The 16070-nt window shown below is 68.5% G+C and carries 18 protein-coding genes; 17 read left to right on the top strand and 1 reads right to left on the bottom strand.

The features are described 5' to 3' along the window. Positions 1-9 precede the first annotated feature (9 nt). The 11 genes from LOK46_RS13495 (at position 10) to LOK46_RS13445 (ending at position 12767) form a co-directional block, all read left to right on the top strand. A complete protein-coding gene (locus LOK46_RS13495; RefSeq protein WP_273564223.1) occupies positions 10-222 on the top strand; it encodes a hypothetical protein in 213 nt (70 codons plus the stop codon). Then, a complete protein-coding gene (locus LOK46_RS13490; protein WP_273564222.1) occupies positions 219-644 on the top strand; it encodes a hypothetical protein in 426 nt (141 codons plus the stop codon). Before LOK46_RS13495 ends, LOK46_RS13490 begins: the two co-directional genes overlap by 4 nt. A 35-nt stretch (positions 645-679) precedes the next feature. Next, positions 680-988 carry a phage tail assembly chaperone gene (locus LOK46_RS13485; RefSeq protein WP_273564221.1) on the top strand — a complete coding sequence of 103 codons (309 nt, stop codon included), beginning with the start codon at positions 680-682 and terminating at the stop codon, positions 986-988. 44 nt (positions 989-1032) lie between these two features. Then, entirely contained in the window at positions 1033-1341 is a 309-nt protein-coding gene (locus tag LOK46_RS13480) for a hypothetical protein (protein ID WP_273564220.1), read from the top strand. A gap of 75 nt (positions 1342-1416) precedes the next feature. Beyond that, complete coding sequence (locus tag LOK46_RS13475) at positions 1417-6762, top strand: hypothetical protein (protein ID WP_273564219.1); 5346 nt, start codon at positions 1417-1419, stop codon at positions 6760-6762. A 58-nt stretch (positions 6763-6820) separates the two neighbouring features. Then, positions 6821-7234: a phage tail fiber protein gene (locus LOK46_RS13470; RefSeq protein ID WP_273564218.1), complete on the top strand. Its 414-nt coding sequence runs from the start codon at positions 6821-6823 to the stop codon at positions 7232-7234. A gap of 17 nt (positions 7235-7251) precedes the next feature. Then, positions 7252-8184 carry a hypothetical protein gene (locus LOK46_RS13465; RefSeq protein ID WP_273564217.1) on the top strand — a complete coding sequence of 311 codons (933 nt, stop codon included), beginning with the start codon at positions 7252-7254 and terminating at the stop codon, positions 8182-8184. Further along, complete coding sequence (locus LOK46_RS13460; RefSeq protein WP_273564216.1) at positions 8181-10034, top strand: hypothetical protein; 1854 nt, start codon at positions 8181-8183, stop codon at positions 10032-10034. The genes LOK46_RS13465 and LOK46_RS13460 overlap by 4 nt, the downstream gene beginning before the upstream one ends. After that, entirely contained in the window at positions 10034-10831 is a 798-nt protein-coding gene (locus tag LOK46_RS13455; RefSeq protein WP_273564215.1) for a hypothetical protein, read from the top strand. Before LOK46_RS13460 ends, LOK46_RS13455 begins: the two co-directional genes overlap by 1 nt. Then, positions 10831-12267 carry a hypothetical protein gene (locus LOK46_RS13450; RefSeq protein ID WP_273564214.1) on the top strand — a complete coding sequence of 479 codons (1437 nt, stop codon included), beginning with the start codon at positions 10831-10833 and terminating at the stop codon, positions 12265-12267. The genes LOK46_RS13455 and LOK46_RS13450 overlap by 1 nt, the downstream gene beginning before the upstream one ends. Continuing rightward, complete coding sequence (locus tag LOK46_RS13445) at positions 12264-12767, top strand: hypothetical protein (protein WP_273564213.1); 504 nt, start codon at positions 12264-12266, stop codon at positions 12765-12767. Before LOK46_RS13450 ends, LOK46_RS13445 begins: the two co-directional genes overlap by 4 nt. 6 nt (positions 12768-12773) lie before the next feature. On the opposite strand, the gene LOK46_RS13440 is transcribed toward LOK46_RS13445, so the two are convergent. Next, the gene (locus tag LOK46_RS13440; protein WP_273564212.1) at positions 12774-13016 is read right to left on the bottom strand and encodes a hypothetical protein; all 243 of its coding nucleotides are present in this window, start codon (positions 13014-13016) and stop codon (positions 12774-12776) included. 79 nt (positions 13017-13095) lie between these two features. Between LOK46_RS13440 and LOK46_RS13435 the strand changes: the two genes are divergently transcribed. Genes LOK46_RS13435 through LOK46_RS13410 form a run of 6 tightly spaced genes read left to right on the top strand, consistent with a single transcriptional unit; the run spans position 13096 to position 16043 of the window. After that, complete coding sequence (locus tag LOK46_RS13435) at positions 13096-13284, top strand: hypothetical protein (RefSeq protein ID WP_273564211.1); 189 nt, start codon at positions 13096-13098, stop codon at positions 13282-13284. Positions 13285-13313: 29 nt separating this feature from the next. Then, positions 13314-14135, top strand: coding sequence for a hypothetical protein (locus LOK46_RS13430; protein WP_273564210.1), 822 nt, complete (start codon positions 13314-13316; stop codon positions 14133-14135). 1 nt (position 14136) lies between these two features. Beyond that, complete coding sequence (locus tag LOK46_RS13425; RefSeq protein WP_273564209.1) at positions 14137-14505, top strand: DUF6527 family protein; 369 nt, start codon at positions 14137-14139, stop codon at positions 14503-14505. A gap of 2 nt (positions 14506-14507) precedes the next feature. Next, a complete protein-coding gene (locus LOK46_RS13420) occupies positions 14508-15062 on the top strand; it encodes a hypothetical protein (protein ID WP_273564208.1) in 555 nt (184 codons plus the stop codon). A 56-nt stretch (positions 15063-15118) separates the two neighbouring features. After that, positions 15119-15685, top strand: a complete 567-nt coding sequence (locus LOK46_RS13415) for a hypothetical protein (protein ID WP_273564207.1) — start codon at positions 15119-15121, stop codon at positions 15683-15685. Beyond that, positions 15660-16043: a hypothetical protein gene (locus tag LOK46_RS13410; protein ID WP_273564206.1), complete on the top strand. Its 384-nt coding sequence runs from the start codon at positions 15660-15662 to the stop codon at positions 16041-16043. Before LOK46_RS13415 ends, LOK46_RS13410 begins: the two co-directional genes overlap by 26 nt. The last annotated feature ends 27 nt before the right edge of the window (positions 16044-16070 follow it).

Raw genomic sequence — 16070 nt, 5'->3', positions numbered from 1 at the left:
GAGGCCCGGATGAAGACCGTCGTCATCAAGGAATCCTTCGACGGATACCCGCAGGGCGCCAAAGAAGGCGCCCGCAAGGTGTCCTACGTCGAGGGTCAGGAGGTCGAGGTGTCCGGGGACCTCATCATCGGCAAGGGGCTGGCGCGCGAGACCGCCGCCAGCCGGGCCGAGTCGAAGGCGGATCCGGCCGAGGCCGGCGAGAAGAAGGACCAGGACGCGTGAAGCTCTCAGCTCTCAAGGTCGACGCCGCGGCGATCGAGACCGGCGAATGGGTCGGCGACATCCCGGGCTCGGGCGACCTGCGCCTCAAAGTCCGCGGCTACCAGAACGCCCAGTTCCGGCGGCTGCAGCAGCGCCTGATCGACGCCGTGCCCCGGGACAAGCGCCGCGGCGGCCGCGTCGACCCGGACGAGATGGACAAGATCACCTCGACCTGCCTCGGCTCGACCGTGCTGCTGGACTGGTCCGGCCTCGAGGACGAAGGCGGCGCGGCCATCCCCTACTCGAAGGAGATGGCGACCGAGCTGCTGACCAAGCCGGAATACCGGCAGTTCCGCGAGGCCGTGATCTACGCGGCCACCGTGGTCGGCGAGGCCGACGCCGCGGCGGCCAAGGACGACGAGGGAAACTCGTCGGGCACCTGACCTGGTCGCTCAGGTGGAGCGATCAGCTCGCGTGGTTGGAGGCCGAGGTCGAGGCTGACCCGACCTTTGACCCGCCAGCGCTTCGCACCCGTCCCGACCTCTGGCCGCACCTCGCCTACATCAGCAACGCGTTCACCGAGCTATCTTCGGATCGCCGGTTGGGGGCGTTGGGCGGGTGCGGCCCGATTCCATGGTCGTCGATCGAGCTCTACGCCCGGCGCCTCGACATCGCGGACCTGGACGAGTTCGAGCGGTTCGCCCGCCTCATCCGCGCGCAGGATCGGGTCTACCTCGCCGACATGGCCGAGAAGCAGAAGAAGGGCAGCGGCGGGAAGAGCAAATGAGGGCTCGGCCTCGCCGCTCGCATGCGCAACTCTACCTCACGCCCATGCGCGCCCTTCCGCTCTTCGTGTTCGCCGCCGCCCTTTCCTCAACGCCGTGCGCCGCACAGTTCAGCGCGTCGCAGTGCAAGGCGCTGTCCGGTTCGATCGGCAGGAGCATCGCAGAACTCGACAAGCTCCGCTTGACCTTCGAGCAGCAGCGGGTCGCCACCGCGACGCGTACGGCCCCGCCGGGCATCCGCTCCGCGGCCGAGAAGGTCGACGCCGCCCGAGATCGCCTGACACTCGCTCTGAGCGCCTACACGGCAACCCTGGAAGACCTCCAGGCCCAATCCGACATCTGCGCCCGCCGATAACCGTTCGGCGGCCCAGCCCCCAAGCCTGACGTTGTCGCCGCCTTCGCGCGGCGCTTCTGTTCGCCTGGAGACCGCATGGTCGCCGTCAACCAGATCGCGGTGAACGAGACCCGCTTCGTCTACACGACGGAGGGGGTCGATCGCGTTCGCTCGCAGAACGAGCAGGTCGCGTCCTCGCTCGACAAGGTGACGGCGGCCTCCGGGAAGGCCACCGACGCCGAGGGCAAGGCCGCGTCGTCGTCGGACAAGGCTGCCCAGGCCCGGGCGAAACTCGCCGCCGTGCAGGACCGATTCCAGCGGCAGATGCAGGCCGAGGCGCAGATCCTCGGCATGGCTCAGTCGCAGCAGGACGCACTGACGGCAGCGACCGAGCGCTTTGCCGACGCGCAGGCTCAGGCCGCCCGGTCGGCTTCCGCCATGCAGGGCGCGGCCAACGACAACGTCGGCGCGCTCGAGCGCCAGGGCGAGGCGTTCAAGGCCGCGGGCAAGTTCGCGCTGGAGCACCCGATCATCGTGGCGGCGGCCAGCGTCGCGGCGGCCCGGGCGTTGTCGGGCCTCGCTGCCTCGGCGGCCGGGTCCCTGGCGGCGGCGTCCGCCGTGACGGCGCGGTATGCCGCGACCGCGACCGAGATGGGCGCGGCAACCGCCGCCGGCGCTGCACTGGCATCGCGCGGGCTCTCCGGCCTGTCCACGGGTGCGGCGGCGGCAGCGGTAGGCCTGGAGACCTTCGCCACGAAGGCGGCCGGCCTCACCACCACCACCAGCCTGCTGTCGCGCGCGCTGTCGGTCGTGCCGGGCTACTTCCTGCCGATCGCCGTGGCCTTCGCGGTTTTCGAGGTGGCCTCGTCCGCGATCAAGAAGGCCTACGCGGACCTGAATCAGCTCGTGCAGCTCGGCGAGAAGGCACAGAGCCTCGACGTCGGCGCGCCGTTCCTGAAGAGCTTCGAGGCGATCGCCCCGAAGATCCAGGCGACCAAGGACCAGATCGACGCCGCCCTCGGCAAGGCCTCCTCGTTCCTCAAGGATTCCTGGGGATCCGGCAACGGCCTGTCCAAGCTGTTCAACGACATCAGCTCGACGGGCGTGGCCGGCGCCAACGGCCTGCAGGCGACCGCGCTCTCGGACACCGCGACCACGATCCAGGACCGCATCCGCGCGGCGCTCGCCGGCATGAAGGAGCTCGACGACCTCGGGCTGCACCTCGCCAGCATCCAGGTCGGCGAGAAGGTGTTCGGACCCGAGTTCGTCGAGCGCCTGCGGATCAGCAACACCTCCGCCGAGCAGCTGTCCGCCGCGCTCCAGGCCGCCGCCGAGAAGGAGGTGCTGAAGCAGGAGCAGGTCGACCGCGCCCTCGCGCTGAACCGGCAGATCGCCGACACGAAGCAGGCCATCAGCGAGGCCTGGGCGGTCACGGTCGACTTCTCGGGCGCGGCGCTGTTGCTGAACGAGGCATGGTTGAAGATCCTCCAGGCCGTGCAGTGGGTCGTCGAGGCGATCAACAGCGCGATCGGCGCCGTCGGCAACTTCGCGTCCGCGGTGGCCTCTGGGATCGGGGGCGCCTTCGACGCGGTCAGCAACAAGGTCACCGGCCTGTTGACGCAGATGGGCGTCCTGTCCGCGCAGCAGAAGGCCGCGTCCACCGAGACGCCGAAGATCGACGGCAGCTATGGCCCGCAGCAGCCGACGATCACGGCGCGGCAGTTCCCGTACGTGTTTGGCCCGGAGGCGCCCAAGGCTGCAGCCGCAGCGGCGAAGCAGTCCAAGCAGGCGGCCCAGGAGGCCGTCAGCTCCTACGACAACCTGATCCAGCGGACGAAGGACCGGATCGAGGAGCTCGACCTTGAGACCAAGTCGGTCGGCCAGTCGTCCGAGGCGGTGATCAAGCTGAAGCTCGCCCACGACATGGAGCGGGCCGCCAAGAAGGACGGGATCACCGTCACCCAGCAGATGCGGGACGAAACCGACCGCCTCGGCACTAGCCTCGCCGCCTCGACCGAGCACCTCGCCAACGCGAAGCGGCAGCTGGAGCTGACCCGGGAGGCGCAGCGCGAGCTCGGCGACACCTTCGGCACCTTCGCGGAGGACGTGATCCTCGGCGGTCAGAAGATGAGCGAGGCCTTCTCGAACCTCGCCAAGACGCTCGCCTCCAGCTCTCTGAAGGCGCTGCTCACTGGCCAGGGCGGGCTCGCAGGGCTGTTCGGGACGGCGGGCGAGAAGAGCGGCGACCTCGGCGGCCTGCTCGGCGGCAAGATCAGCCTCGGAAGCCTGTTCGGCGGTGGGTCGTCGAGCGAGGCCGGCTCGCCGCTGCCCGGCGCGCAGGGCCCGTCCCTTCCGAGCAGCAGCCTATTCGGCGGCCTGTTCGACGGCGACAAGATCACCAAGGCGCTCGGCCTCGGCGCGGAGAGCGGCATCGGCAGCGCACTGTCGAACGCGCTCAAGCCGAAGGGCAACGGCGGCATCCTGTCGTCGCCGCTGGGCGGCGCCATCGCCTCCGTCGGCGCGGGCGCGGCCATCGGCTACAGCAGCCAGAGCCCGCTGATGGGCGCGCTCGGTGGCGGCCTCGCCGGGTTGGCCAGCGGCAACCCGCTCCTCGCCGTGGCGGGTGCCGGCGCGGGCCTCCTCGGCGGCCTGTTCGGTCAGAGCGAGGCGAAGAAGCAGGCCAAGAAGCAGCTCCAGCAGGAGATCCAGGCCCGGCGCGAGGCCCTCGACCAGGCGCGGCCGCAGATCGAGCAGCTGTCCCTGAGCTTCCAGGGCGGCTCGATCGGCAACGTCGGGAAGCAGATCTCGGACGCGCTGACCCAGGCGAAGCAGGCGATCAAGACGGCCAGCGACGGCGGCGATCAGGCGCTCGCCGACAAGCTGATGAAGGACTATCAGACCTACGTCGCCCGGATGACGGCCACCTTCGCGGATGGCTTCAACGGGGTGCTGGCGGAGGTGCAGGCGGGCTTTGGCACCAGCGGGCCGTTCTCGCAGGCCATGGCCTCGGTGCAGCAGCTCGGCGAGGCGATCAAGGGCTTCGTCGCAGACGCCGGCCGGATCAGCCCGGCCGCCACCGCCGCCGCGCAGACGGCCGCCGTGAAGGGCGCTCTCGCCGCGCTCCAGCCGACGCCGAACCTCTCCGCGACGCAGACCGAGCTCGCCCGGATCAACGGCACGGCCGCCGGCTTGACGCAGATCCTGAAGGATCTCGGCATGTCCGCGGACCAGGCCGCCACCGCGATCAAGGAGGGCACCAACAAGGCGCTCGATCAGCTGCGGACGAAATTCAGCGACGACCTCGGCCGCAAGATCAACGACGCGCTGAACAAGGGCTATCTCAACGACGCGGCCGACCTTGTGAAGGAGGTGGCGAGCCTCCAGGAGGATGCGTCGGCGATCGGCGGCGACCTCGGGCAGGTTGACACGTACTTCACCGCGGCCGCGCAGAAGATCGTGGACGGCAGCCAACTCGCCGGCGGTGCCTTCGACGAGCTGATCGCCAAGTTCCCGGAGTTGGCCGGCCGGGTGCGGGAGTACTCTGCGACCGCCTCCATGAGCGCGGATCAGGCGGCCAAAGCCGCGCAGGAGGCGCTCTCCGCCATCCAGGACCGGATGCGCGGGTATGAGGACCGGTACGTCGCCGCGACGTTCGAGACCGACAGCCTCCAGGGCAAGCTGCTCGCGTTCGACCGGGCCGCCGAGTGGGAGCGCTGGCAGGAGGGCGCCAAGGGCAATCAGGCGATCAACGAGCTCGAGCAGGCGCAGGGCGCGGAGCGGCTCAAGATCATCACCGACTTCGCGAAGGCGGCCACCGAGGCGCTCAACAGCCGCCTGAAGGGGTACTCTGACCGGTACTTCGCCGCGACCAACGATTCGAGCACCCTGGCCGGGCAGCTCAACGCCTACGACCGGCAGGCGCTCCAGGAGCGGCAGGACGAGATCAAGGCCGGCGGCGAGGCCATCGCCGAACTGACGATGACGCAGGAGGCGGAGCGCGCCAAGATCATCGCCGACTATGGCAAGCAGGCGGCCGACGCGATCAAGCAGACGATGGATGCAGCCCAGACCGCGTTCGACAACTTCGCTAAGAACATCAACACGTTCCTCGACGGGCTGAAGACTGGCACCAACTCGCCGCTGGCCCCGAAGGACCGGCTGGCCGAGGCGCAGGCGCAGTACGACGCGCAACTCAAGCTCGCGCAGGGCGGCGACCGCACGGCGCTCGACAACATCACGCAGTACGCCTCGGCGCTGCTGGATGCGAGCCGGGCCTACAACGCCTCCAACAGCGCCTATCAGGCGACGTTCGATCAGGTGCAGAAGACGCTCGCCGCGCTCCCCACGCAGGTCTCGGCTGAGCAGTTCATCGTGAACGCCATCACCGACAGCAAGACGGCGCTGGTCGACGCCACCGAGGCGATGAAGCAGCAGCTCTATGCCGGCATCATCGCGAACAGCCCGGCGCTGGTGGCCGCGGCGCTGAACGCCAACTTCGCCCGGCTCGACACCTCGGTGAACGGCCTGCTGGACTACAACGAGTTCCTCTCCGGCGTGAGCCCGCTGGCCACTACTGCGGAGCAGCAGGCGGCTCGCGCCGTCTTCAACGCGATTGACGCCAACGGCGACGGTCAGCTCAGCAAGATGGAGATCGCGAATGCGAGTTCGTTCCGGGTCGAGCAGTTCACGTCCGGAACCAACTCGGGCGTCGGGACCAACAACAACCTTCTGACCAATCAGGCCGCGATCCTGAATGGCCAGAACACGCTGATGGCCCAGCAGAAGCAGGTGCTCGATAGCATCAACGGCCTGACCAACTCTCAGGTCGGACTGCAGCAGCAGTTGGTCAGCCTGAACAGCAGCATTTCTTCGCAGAACTCGTTCATCCAGGCGAACACGGCCTACACGAACGACGCCCTTCAGCAGCAGGCAAGGTATCAGGGCGACACATACCTGCTGCAGGGGCAGATCCTGAACAACCTGCGCTCGGCCAACGCCAAGAACGGTGCGCCGGTCTACGCAACCGGCGGCTGGGTCTCCGGGCCCGGCACCGGGACCTCGGACAGCATTGCTGCCCGCCTGTCGAACGGCGAGTTCGTGGTCAATGCCGCGTCCGCTCGCATCTACGGCCCCCTGTTGGAGGCCATGAACGACAATGCTGGCGCCTTCGCCATGCCGGCGGTGGCGATGCCCGTCCCGGTCGCCGGTGGCATGGGGAACAGCGACGCGCTGCTCTCCGAGCTTCGCGCGCTCCGAGCTGAGGTGGCCGCGCTGCGCAGCGAGAACCGCGAGGACAGCCAGCGCGAGCAGGCCACCATCGCCGCAGGCGCCCGCCATGTTCGAGACGGCGTGGACGAGCACCGGGCCGAGACCCGCAAGGGCAACACCGATCGGCGGCAGGACGCCAGTCGACCCCGCACCGCGGGCACCAAGGCCGCCTGACCGCGGCCACGACCTTCACCCCGAAGCCGACCCAGCCTCACCGAAAGGACGCTGACCCATGCCCGGTGCAATGACCGACTATCTGGAGAAGAAGCTCCTCGACCACACCCTCGGCAAGGCCGCCTTTACGATGCCGGCTGGCGTGTTCCTCGGCCTCCTGACCGCGGATCCGACCGACACCGGCTCGGCCACGAGTGAGATCCCGACCACAGGCGGAACGCAGTACGCTCGGCAGGCGATCACCGCGACCATGACGGCCGCCGACCCGACCGCCGGCAGCAGCTCTAACAGCGGTGCGATCACCTTCCCGGTGGCCGGCGCCGACTGGGGCAACATCGCCTACTTCGGCATCTTCGATGCGGCCACCGGCGGCAACATGCTGCTCAAGGCGCAGACCACCACGACCCGACAGATCCTCGCCGGAGATCAGTACGTGGTCTCGGCCGGTCAGCTCTCCGCCGCCTTCGATTGATCGGCTGACGCACCACCGTGCTTGGCTTCTCGCCCCTATCGCAGACCCCGATCTCCGCCCAGCCGAACGCTGGGCGGGTCCAGACGGGTGCTGCCTCGTTCACGGCCACCGCGACGGCTTCGGCTGCCGCGGTGCTGGTGCGCCGCGGCGCGGCCAGCTTGCAAGGGGCAGCAACGGCGGCGCAGCGCGGCAGCGTCATCACCGTCGCCTCAGGCTCGTTCCTAGCGGCGACGTCCTTGCTGGCGAACGGACGGAGGATCCGGCAGGCCGGCGCGAGCTTCACGGGGGCGGCCACCGCGAGCGCGGCGGGCCGGCGCCTCGCTTATGGCGCCGCCAGCATCACCGCGGCCGCATCTCTGTCGGCCGCCAGCGTGCGCGTCCGTTACGGCACGGCGAGCTTCACCAGCCTCGCGGCCACGAGCCTGCTGCCGGGCCGGATCATCCAGGGCGTGAGCAGCGTCTCGGCGGCTGCTACCGCGTCCGCGAAGCCGACCCGCATCCGCAACTCCCCGGCTGCCTTCCTCGCCGCCGCGGCGATGTCGGCGGATTCGGTGCGCAGGCGCTATGGGGCAGCATCCCTGGCCGGTGCCGCCGCCGCGCAGATGGCTGTGCTTCGGATCCGGCCCGGCTCAGCGGCATTCGCGATCGACGCCTCGATGGTCGGGCGCGGCGGTCGCATCATCCAGTTCCGCGGCTCGGCCAGCGCCAGCGTCTCGCTGTTCGCCGAGGGGCGGATCCTGAAGTACGGCGCCGCCGCCGCCACGGCCGCCGCAAGCACGAGCCTGCAGCCGCTCCGCATCCGGTACGAGGGCGGCAGCTTCGTGGGTACGGCGTCGGCCCGAATGGTCGGCACCGGGGGCTTCCAGGATCTGTTCCTCGATCCACGCGTGCGCCTCGTCTACGCCGTGGAGATCTCGGCCTACCCCATGTCGGATCGTAACGCGGCATGATGGGCTTCGGACCTCTCAGCTCTCAACCGATCTCTTCGGCTGGTAGTAGCCCCGGTGCGATCTTCGCAGCGTCGGCGACATTCGTCGGGCGCGGTGGGCGGCTGATCCAGGGGCGCGCCAGCCTCGCGGCTCAGGCCACCACCTCGGCGGCCGGGCGACGGTTACGGCATGGTTCTGCCGACTTGCAGGGCTCGTCGACAAGTTCGCTGGCCGCTCGCATGCGGATCGGCGGTTCGGCCCGGATCACGTTGAGCGCCACGCTGATCGGCGCCGGCCGATACACGGCGCATGGCGGCGCGATTATCATCGGCACCGGCACCGCGGTGCTGGATCCAAACGTCCGCATCTACGCCGCGACGGACGAGTTCATCACTCAGCCCGGGGACACGCCGGCCAGCACGCCCTTCCTCGGCACGCTGCAGAAGGTGATCCGGTTCGACCGGTCCATCATTAACGGCGGCCGGATCGGGCAGGTGACCGCCGGCTGGGGCGAGATGGACCTCATCAACGCCGAGGGCGACTATGACGATCTGATCTCCCGCTACTCCGTCGATGGCCGCCGCATCACGGTGAAGGTCGGGATCAAGGACTCGCCCTACGCGAACTACCAGACCCTGTTCGACGGCACGGCGGCCGACTGGCAGGTCGAGGAGGCGCTGCTCCGGGTTCAGGTCCGGGATAACGCCTACCAGATGGAGATGCCGGCGCAGCCCGCGCTTTATGGCGGCACGGGCGACCTCGACGGCACCGAGGACCTGAAGGGCAAGCGCAAGCCATTGGCGCTGGGCGAGTGCTCGAACATCACCCCTGTGACGGTGATCCCGACCCTGCTGATCTATCAGGTCAACGGCGGGACGGTGGAGGCCATCCCCGCCGTCTACGACCGGGCCGTGGTGCTCACCTTCGCCCGGGACTTCGCGACCCCCGCGGCCCTGCTCGCCGCAACCACCGGTGGCCAGGGCAGCAACGCGGATATCGAGGCTGGCGAATACGGGACCTGCCTCGCGGGTGGCCTCATCCGGCTCGGCGGGTCCCCGGCCGGCACCGTCACCTGCGACGTGAAGGGCGACAAGACCGGCGGCGTCTACGTGAACACCACAGCCAGCGTGGTCCGCCGGCTCCTCGCGATCGGCTCGCAGGTCCCGGATCCGTCTGGCCTCTCGGTGCCGACCTTCGACGAGGTCGAGCGGATGCAGCCGGCGGTGATCGGCTACTGGCTCGACGGCTCGGCCGACACGAAGGTGATCGACGCGGTGGCCGACCTCATGGGCGCGGTCGGCGGCTGGGCCGGGATGCGCCGGAACGGTCGGCTCGAGGTGTCGATCTTCACGGCGCCGAGCGGTCAGCCCGCGGCCGCCTACGACCGCGTCGACATCGTCGACATCGACCGGCAGAAGCTGCCCGATCAGCTCTCGCCGCCGCCCTACCGCTTCCGCGTCGCCTGGGGCCGAAACTGGACTGTCCAGACCGACGTGGCAGGCCAGTCCGGTGTCACGGACGATCGGGTCGCCCGGCTCAAGGAGAGCTACAGCCTGGTCACCTCGGATGCGGCGACCGGACAGCGCGTCCAGCGCAACCACCCGCTCGCGCAGGATCCCGACCCGATCCAGGCCTACTTCCGCGATCAGGCGGACGCGCAGGCGGAATCGGACCGGCTGCTGAACCTCTTCGGCCCGACGCAGTCGCTCTACCGTATGACGGTGAAGATCCACCCGTTCGCCCACGAGATCGGCGAGTGCATCTTCGTGACCTTCCCGCGGTGGGACCTGAAGGCGGGCCGCCTCCTGCGCATCGTCTCGCTGACCGACGACACGGACGCCGAGACCGTCGAGATCATCGGATTCGGTTGATGCCCAACCCCTGGAATGCTGCCATCGCCTACGCGAACCTCGCCGACGGCGGGACGGTGCGCGCCTCGAGCTCGGGGCAGCTCACGCCGCCGGCCCGGGTGCAGAACCCGCACGTCGCTCGGAAATGGCGCGGCGACAACAACCCCTCGGAGTACCTGACCGTCGACCTCGGCGACGCGCACGACGTCGACACGGTCGCGGTGATGGGGCTGACCCTGAACACCGCCGGCACGATCCGAGTGCGCGCCTCGGCCATCGACACCTCGGGGCTCATGGCGGAGGCCTACGACAGCGGCCCGATCACGGGCGCGGTCGACCCGCGGTACGGCATGCTGATTCACCTGCTGCCGGAGGTGGTCCAGGCGCGCTACGTCCGGATCGACCTGGAGCAGCCCGGCGCCACCTACATCGAGGCCGGCCGCGTCTTCATCGGGCGGCGCTGGCAGTTCGCCTACAACTTCAGCTTCGGCTGGGGGCGCGGCTACGTCGACCTGTCCACGCGCACCAAGAGCCGCGGCGGCCAGACCTATGTCGACCCGAACGTCGTCTATCGCACTGCGAGTCTCTCGTTCGAGGTGATCACCGAGGCGCAGCGCCTGGGCTTCGTCGACGAGGTCGAGCGCCTCAACGGCCAACGCCTCGACATCCTGCTGATCACCAATCCGTCGAGTGAGAACCTCGGACGAGATTCGATCTGGGGCCTGCTCGACGACCTCGATCCGATCACGCAGCCGGCCGTCTGGGTCTCCGGAATGCCGGCCTACGCCAAAGCCTACAAGATCTCGGAGCGACTGTGATGGCCCTCAAACTGGCGGACCGTGTCAAGGAAACGACTGTTACCGAGGGGACCGGTGACATCGCACTCGCTGGCGCAGTGAACGGGTTCTCCTCGTTCTCGTCGAGGCTGAGCACTGGCGATATCACCTTCTACGCCATCATGCTGGGCGTGCAGTGGGAGGTCGGGCTCGGCACCCTGACCGCCGCTACCACGCTGCAGCGGACGACGGTTCTGGCAAGCTCAAACGCTGATGCGCTGGTCCCGTTCACGGCCGGCACCAAGGAAGTGTTCGTCGACTTCCCGGCTGTCCTGGCAAATCGCCTATCCGACTTCGCGATCTCGGAGGCGACCGTGGCCTCAGCCGCGACCGTAGATCTCGGCGCACAGAACAGTCGCAAGGTAGCGATCAGCGGCACGGCGGCGATCACCAGCTTCGGCACCTTCGCCCATGGCGAGAAGCTGCTGCGATTCACGGGAGCTTGCACTCTCACCCACAATGCCACGAGCTTGGTCCTGCCGACCGGCACGAACATCGTCACGGCAGCCGGCGATACGGCGCTAGCGACCTCGGACGCAAGCGGTAACTGGCGTGTGCGGCACTACCAGCGGGCCGACGGCTCGCCCGTGCGAGGTGCCTATCTGGGTGCCCCTGTGGCGGTGACCGCCTCCGGCAGCATCCCAGCCACCGGAATCGGGCTCAAGTATCGCGCGTCGGGAGCGGGCGGCTACACTCGAACGCTGCCGGCCATTTCCAGCGTGTTCACGGGCTGGGCGACCGACGTTATCGAGAACAACTCGACTGGTATTCTGATAATTGCGGCCAACGGAACCGATCCATTCGAGGGCATCAGCGGCGGTTCATTCAAGCTTCTGCCCAAGCAACGAGCCTACGTCTATCTCGATACTGACGGGTGGCACGTCGGATGGGTAGATCGGTCCCCGATCGTGTCCAGTGCGCTTATCACAACCGCCGTCACTTCTGTCGATCTATTGCTGCCGGCTGGTTATGATAAATTCGAGTTTGCGGTCGACGGCTTGAAGGTCGACACGCAGGGCGCAAGTTTCGGCGCACGTTTATCCTCTGATGGTGGGTCAAATTTCAAGGCTGGAACAAACGATTACTATGGTATGTACGTCTACGGGAACAATAATTCTAATACGCCCGCAGTGTATTATTTTGGCGCAAACTACCTTGAAATCGCAAACGCCGTCTCGACCGGAACGACCACGCCGCTCTCTGCTCGTGGGACTATCTATCCTGGTGATGCTGCCACCCAAGCCATGATGCTATTCAACTCAGCGGCGCCTTGGTCATCCGGACTGTTCCGTGTGAGCAATTATGCTCAGGTTTACAACGGCGGCAGCAACGCCCTCATGAACGCTATTAGATTTATGACAACGACGGGCAAGGCAACAGCTGGATCAATCGTCATCAGAGGAACACCCGCAACATGATTGAAGATCTCGTTCGCCTAGATGTTACCGGCAGGCTCGTGCCGCTTACGCATGAGGAAATCGAACAGCGGAAGTTGGACGGCGCACCACCGCCGGTTGATATGCCGACGCTTCGACTTTCAGCATTCGCTTCCGCCATGGCTTACGGCAACGGCATCACCGCGAAGGTGACCAGCACCTATGCCGATGTCGAGGTGCAGTCTTGGACGGCACAGGAGGCGGAGGCGCGAACCGTGCTGGCGGGCGGCGCCCTGATTGAGCACGCGCTGTTGCCGCCGCTGGCCGAGGACAAGGGGGTCAGCCTCGCGGACTACGCCCGGAGCGTGATCGAGAAGGCCGACGCCTACCGGCAGATCGCTGTCGCCGCGGTCCGCCTGCGCCGCGGCGCCGAAGGCCTGCTATCCGAGCAGATCGACACGCCCGAGAAGCTCGACGCCGCGGTTGAAGCCCTCCGCACGCAGACGCTCGCCGCAGCCGAGGCGCTCGGCATCGAGGTCTGATCAGCCTCAGGCTTCGAAAGGCGCAAGGTTCGGCTTCTGCCTGAAGATCTCGGCGAGGCCTGCGGGATCGATCGGCACCAGGCGGTCACCGTTCTCTCGCATGGTAACAACGCCATCGCCCATCGAACCGGGTACGTTGAACACCTCAACCTCGTAGGCCGGCGGGTTGGCTCCTCCGTGGATCTCGACGATCGCGCCGTGTGCGCCCCCATCGAGTTCGACGCTCTCGAACATGGCGTAGCGGGGCATCTGCGATCTCCCTGGCTGGCTGCCGCAGCGTAGCACGGCGCCCCGCCCCCACGCCCGTCACAACGATCAGGACTTGACCATGACCGTAGCCCCCGCCGCGGCGCGAACGGCTGCGCGCATCCTGGCTGTGGCCGGGATCATGATCGCCGTGGCCTGCGGACCGGTCGTCGCCGGCCCGCGCCGCCACCACCGCGTGTTCTGCGCCCCGGTAATCGCCGAAGGCGCAGGTCCGATCCGCATCTGCGCGCCGGCCCGCGCGCGGCGCTGACTTTTCGCACCACCGACCGAGGACCCGACATGACCGCTGCTCTCGACCGGCAGGCGTTCTTCAATGCTGTGCGTCTGAGCCCCTTCCCGGGCCACCTCACGCCGTCGCAGGTATCGGGCATGGAGGCGATCCTGGACGCCTGCCCGGTCGACACGCCCCTGGAGCATCTGGCCTACGGTCTCGGCACCTGTCCGATCGAGACGGGCTGGACCATGCTACCGATCAAGGAGAAGGGCGGCGCCGCGTACTTCGCCAGGATGTACGACATCCGCGGCGACCGGCCAGAGAAGGCTCGCGAGCTCGGCAACCTGAATCCGGGCGACGGCATCGCCTTCTGCGGCCGCGGGCTGGTGCAGCTCACCGGGCGGGCGAATTACCGGAAGGCGACCCTGCGCCTCCGCGCGCTAGGCCTGCTGGTCGCCGGGCAGGATCTGGAGACGAACCCGGACCTCGCCATGCACCCGGACGTGGCCGCGCCCGTCCTATTCATCGGCACCCGCGAGGGGTGGTTCACCGGCAAGAAGCTGTCGGACTACCTGGGCGGCGGGAAGGCCGACTGGAAGGGGGCCCGCCGCATCATCAACGGCCAGGACCGGGCCGCCGAGATCGCGCTCCACGCGCAGGCCTTCGCCGCCGCGCTGAAGAAGGCTGGCTACGCGCCCGGCGCCGCCGTGACGAAGATCCCGGTCCCGCCGGTGACGGCCGCGCCCGTCCCGCCGCTGGTGCCGCCCGCGCCGCGCCGCACCGCCGACCCGGCCCCGCCCGACACAGGCGGCGTCACGGGACCGACCGTCCAGACCGGCGGCGTCGGCGCGTGGCTCAAGTCCCTGTTCTCGAAGAAGGCCGCCTGAGGTGGCCCGCGTCGGGATCCTTCGGGCGCTCGAAGGCGGCCGGCTCGGCTTCCAGTGCCCGGGCTGCGACAGCATGCACGTCGTGAACGTGAACCCCGCCACGAGCCCATCCTGGGGCTTTAACGGCGATTACGAGCGGCCGACCTTCACGCCGTCGGTGCTGGTGCGCTGGGGCCACCACGTCCCTGGCGCCGGCAGACGCGGACCGGGTGCTCACTGTCAGTACGGCTGCGACGATCCCGAGGACGGCAACCCCGCCTGCTGCGGCGTCTGCCACTCCTTCGTGACCAGCGGCCAGATCCAGTTCCTCGGCGACTGCACCCACGCCCTCGCCGGGCAGACCGTCTCCCTCACCAGCGACGAGGCATGATCATGGAATGGCAGAGCATCGCGGGTCAGCTCGCGCAGATCGGGCTCCCTGCACTGGGCGGCCTGTTCGGAGGCCCGCTGGGCAGCACCATCGGCGGCCTGGTCGGCAAGGGCGTGGCGGCCGCGCTCGGCGTCGAACCGACCCCGCAGGCGGTCGCGACGGCGATCCAGGCGGATCCGGCGGCGGCGCAGGTGAAGCTCGCGCAGATCGAGGCGGAGACCAAGCGGCAGGCCGACGAGCTTGCTGACATGGCCAACGCTCGCGCGATGCAGGTCGCCCTCGTCCAAGCCCATAGCTGGACCGGGACGACACCGGCAATCCTCACCTACATCGTGGTGGGCGCGGCCATCTCGCTGACCTTCTGCCTGTTCTTCGTCTCGCAGGAGATCCCGGAGCGGGTCTTCAACCTGCTGAATCAGTCCTACGGCGCGCTGTGGCTCGCGGTCGGTCTCGGCGTGCAGTTCTGGTGGGGCTCGTCCCGCACGTCGCAGCAGAAGGACCAGCAGGCCGCCGGGTTCACCGCCGCGGTCACGAGCGCGATGATTCAGAAGCGCTGATCCCCGCATCCGTCCGCCGGGGCTCTCCCGAAGCCCTCACGCCCGAGGAGAGCCCCATGGCCTACCAGATCCCCACAGCGGCGCGTCTCGTGTCCGCGCCAGTCGTGTGCCGCATCCTCACCATGAGACAGTACGACCCCGACCCCGCGATCGACGCCAGGATCCGGCGCGCCGTCCGCTACGGACAGACCCGATGGGCCGAGATCTGGTTCTCGGTGATCATGTGGGTGGTGGGGCTCACGTGCCTGATGCCGTGGCCGACCTTCGTCGGTCCGCAGTACCGGATCATCACCTCCTACGTCAGCGAGACGACGGCCGGCGTGATCGCCCTGGCGGTCGGGACCGCCCGGATCACCGCCCTCTACATCAACGGGCGCCGCGGCCGGGAGACGTCGTTCGTCCGGACGCTCGGATGCCTGGGCGGCTTCCTGTTCTGGCTCGCCATGGCCCTCGGGTTCGCCCTGGCTTTCCCGCCGCTCTCGCTGAGCGCCGGCATCTACTCCGTCTTCGCGATCGCCGAGCTGCACTCGTCCGGCCGGGCGGCCGGCGACATGGCCGCGGAAGACACCTTCGGCTTCAGGAAACGGAGAAGGGCCAGTGCCGGCAACAGCACAGCAGCTTGATGGGTGGCCGGGAATCGTCATCGCCCTGCTGGGCGCGGTCGCAGTGGTGCTGGTGCCGCTGACCGGCTTCATGAAAGAGTGGTGGGGGTACAGGAAGGAGGTGCGGGCCGCCGAGGCGCTCAAGCCCGACGTGGCTCGCGATGTCGCGGCGGCGCCGGGCGCCGCGGTGTTCGACAGCATCGCGCTCGCGGATCTCGCCAAGGCGATCAACGGCCTGACCGCGGCCATTGTGGCGGACACGGCCTCCGAGGAAGCGCAGCACACCAGCCAGATAACGGCCGCGATCACCCGGTTCACCGAGGTCATGGACCGGTGGGACGACGACCACGGCCGGCAGCAGCCTCGAGGCAGACGCTGACCGGAACCGCCGGCCCGCCCGCGCGTA

It is taken from the genome of Methylobacterium sp. NMS14P (genome assembly GCF_028583545.1).
In the GTDB taxonomy this organism is placed as follows: Bacteria; Pseudomonadota; Alphaproteobacteria; order Rhizobiales; family Beijerinckiaceae; genus Methylobacterium.
The sequence above is the reverse complement of the archived record's forward strand: the minus strand, read 5'-3'. Positions and strand labels throughout refer to the sequence as shown.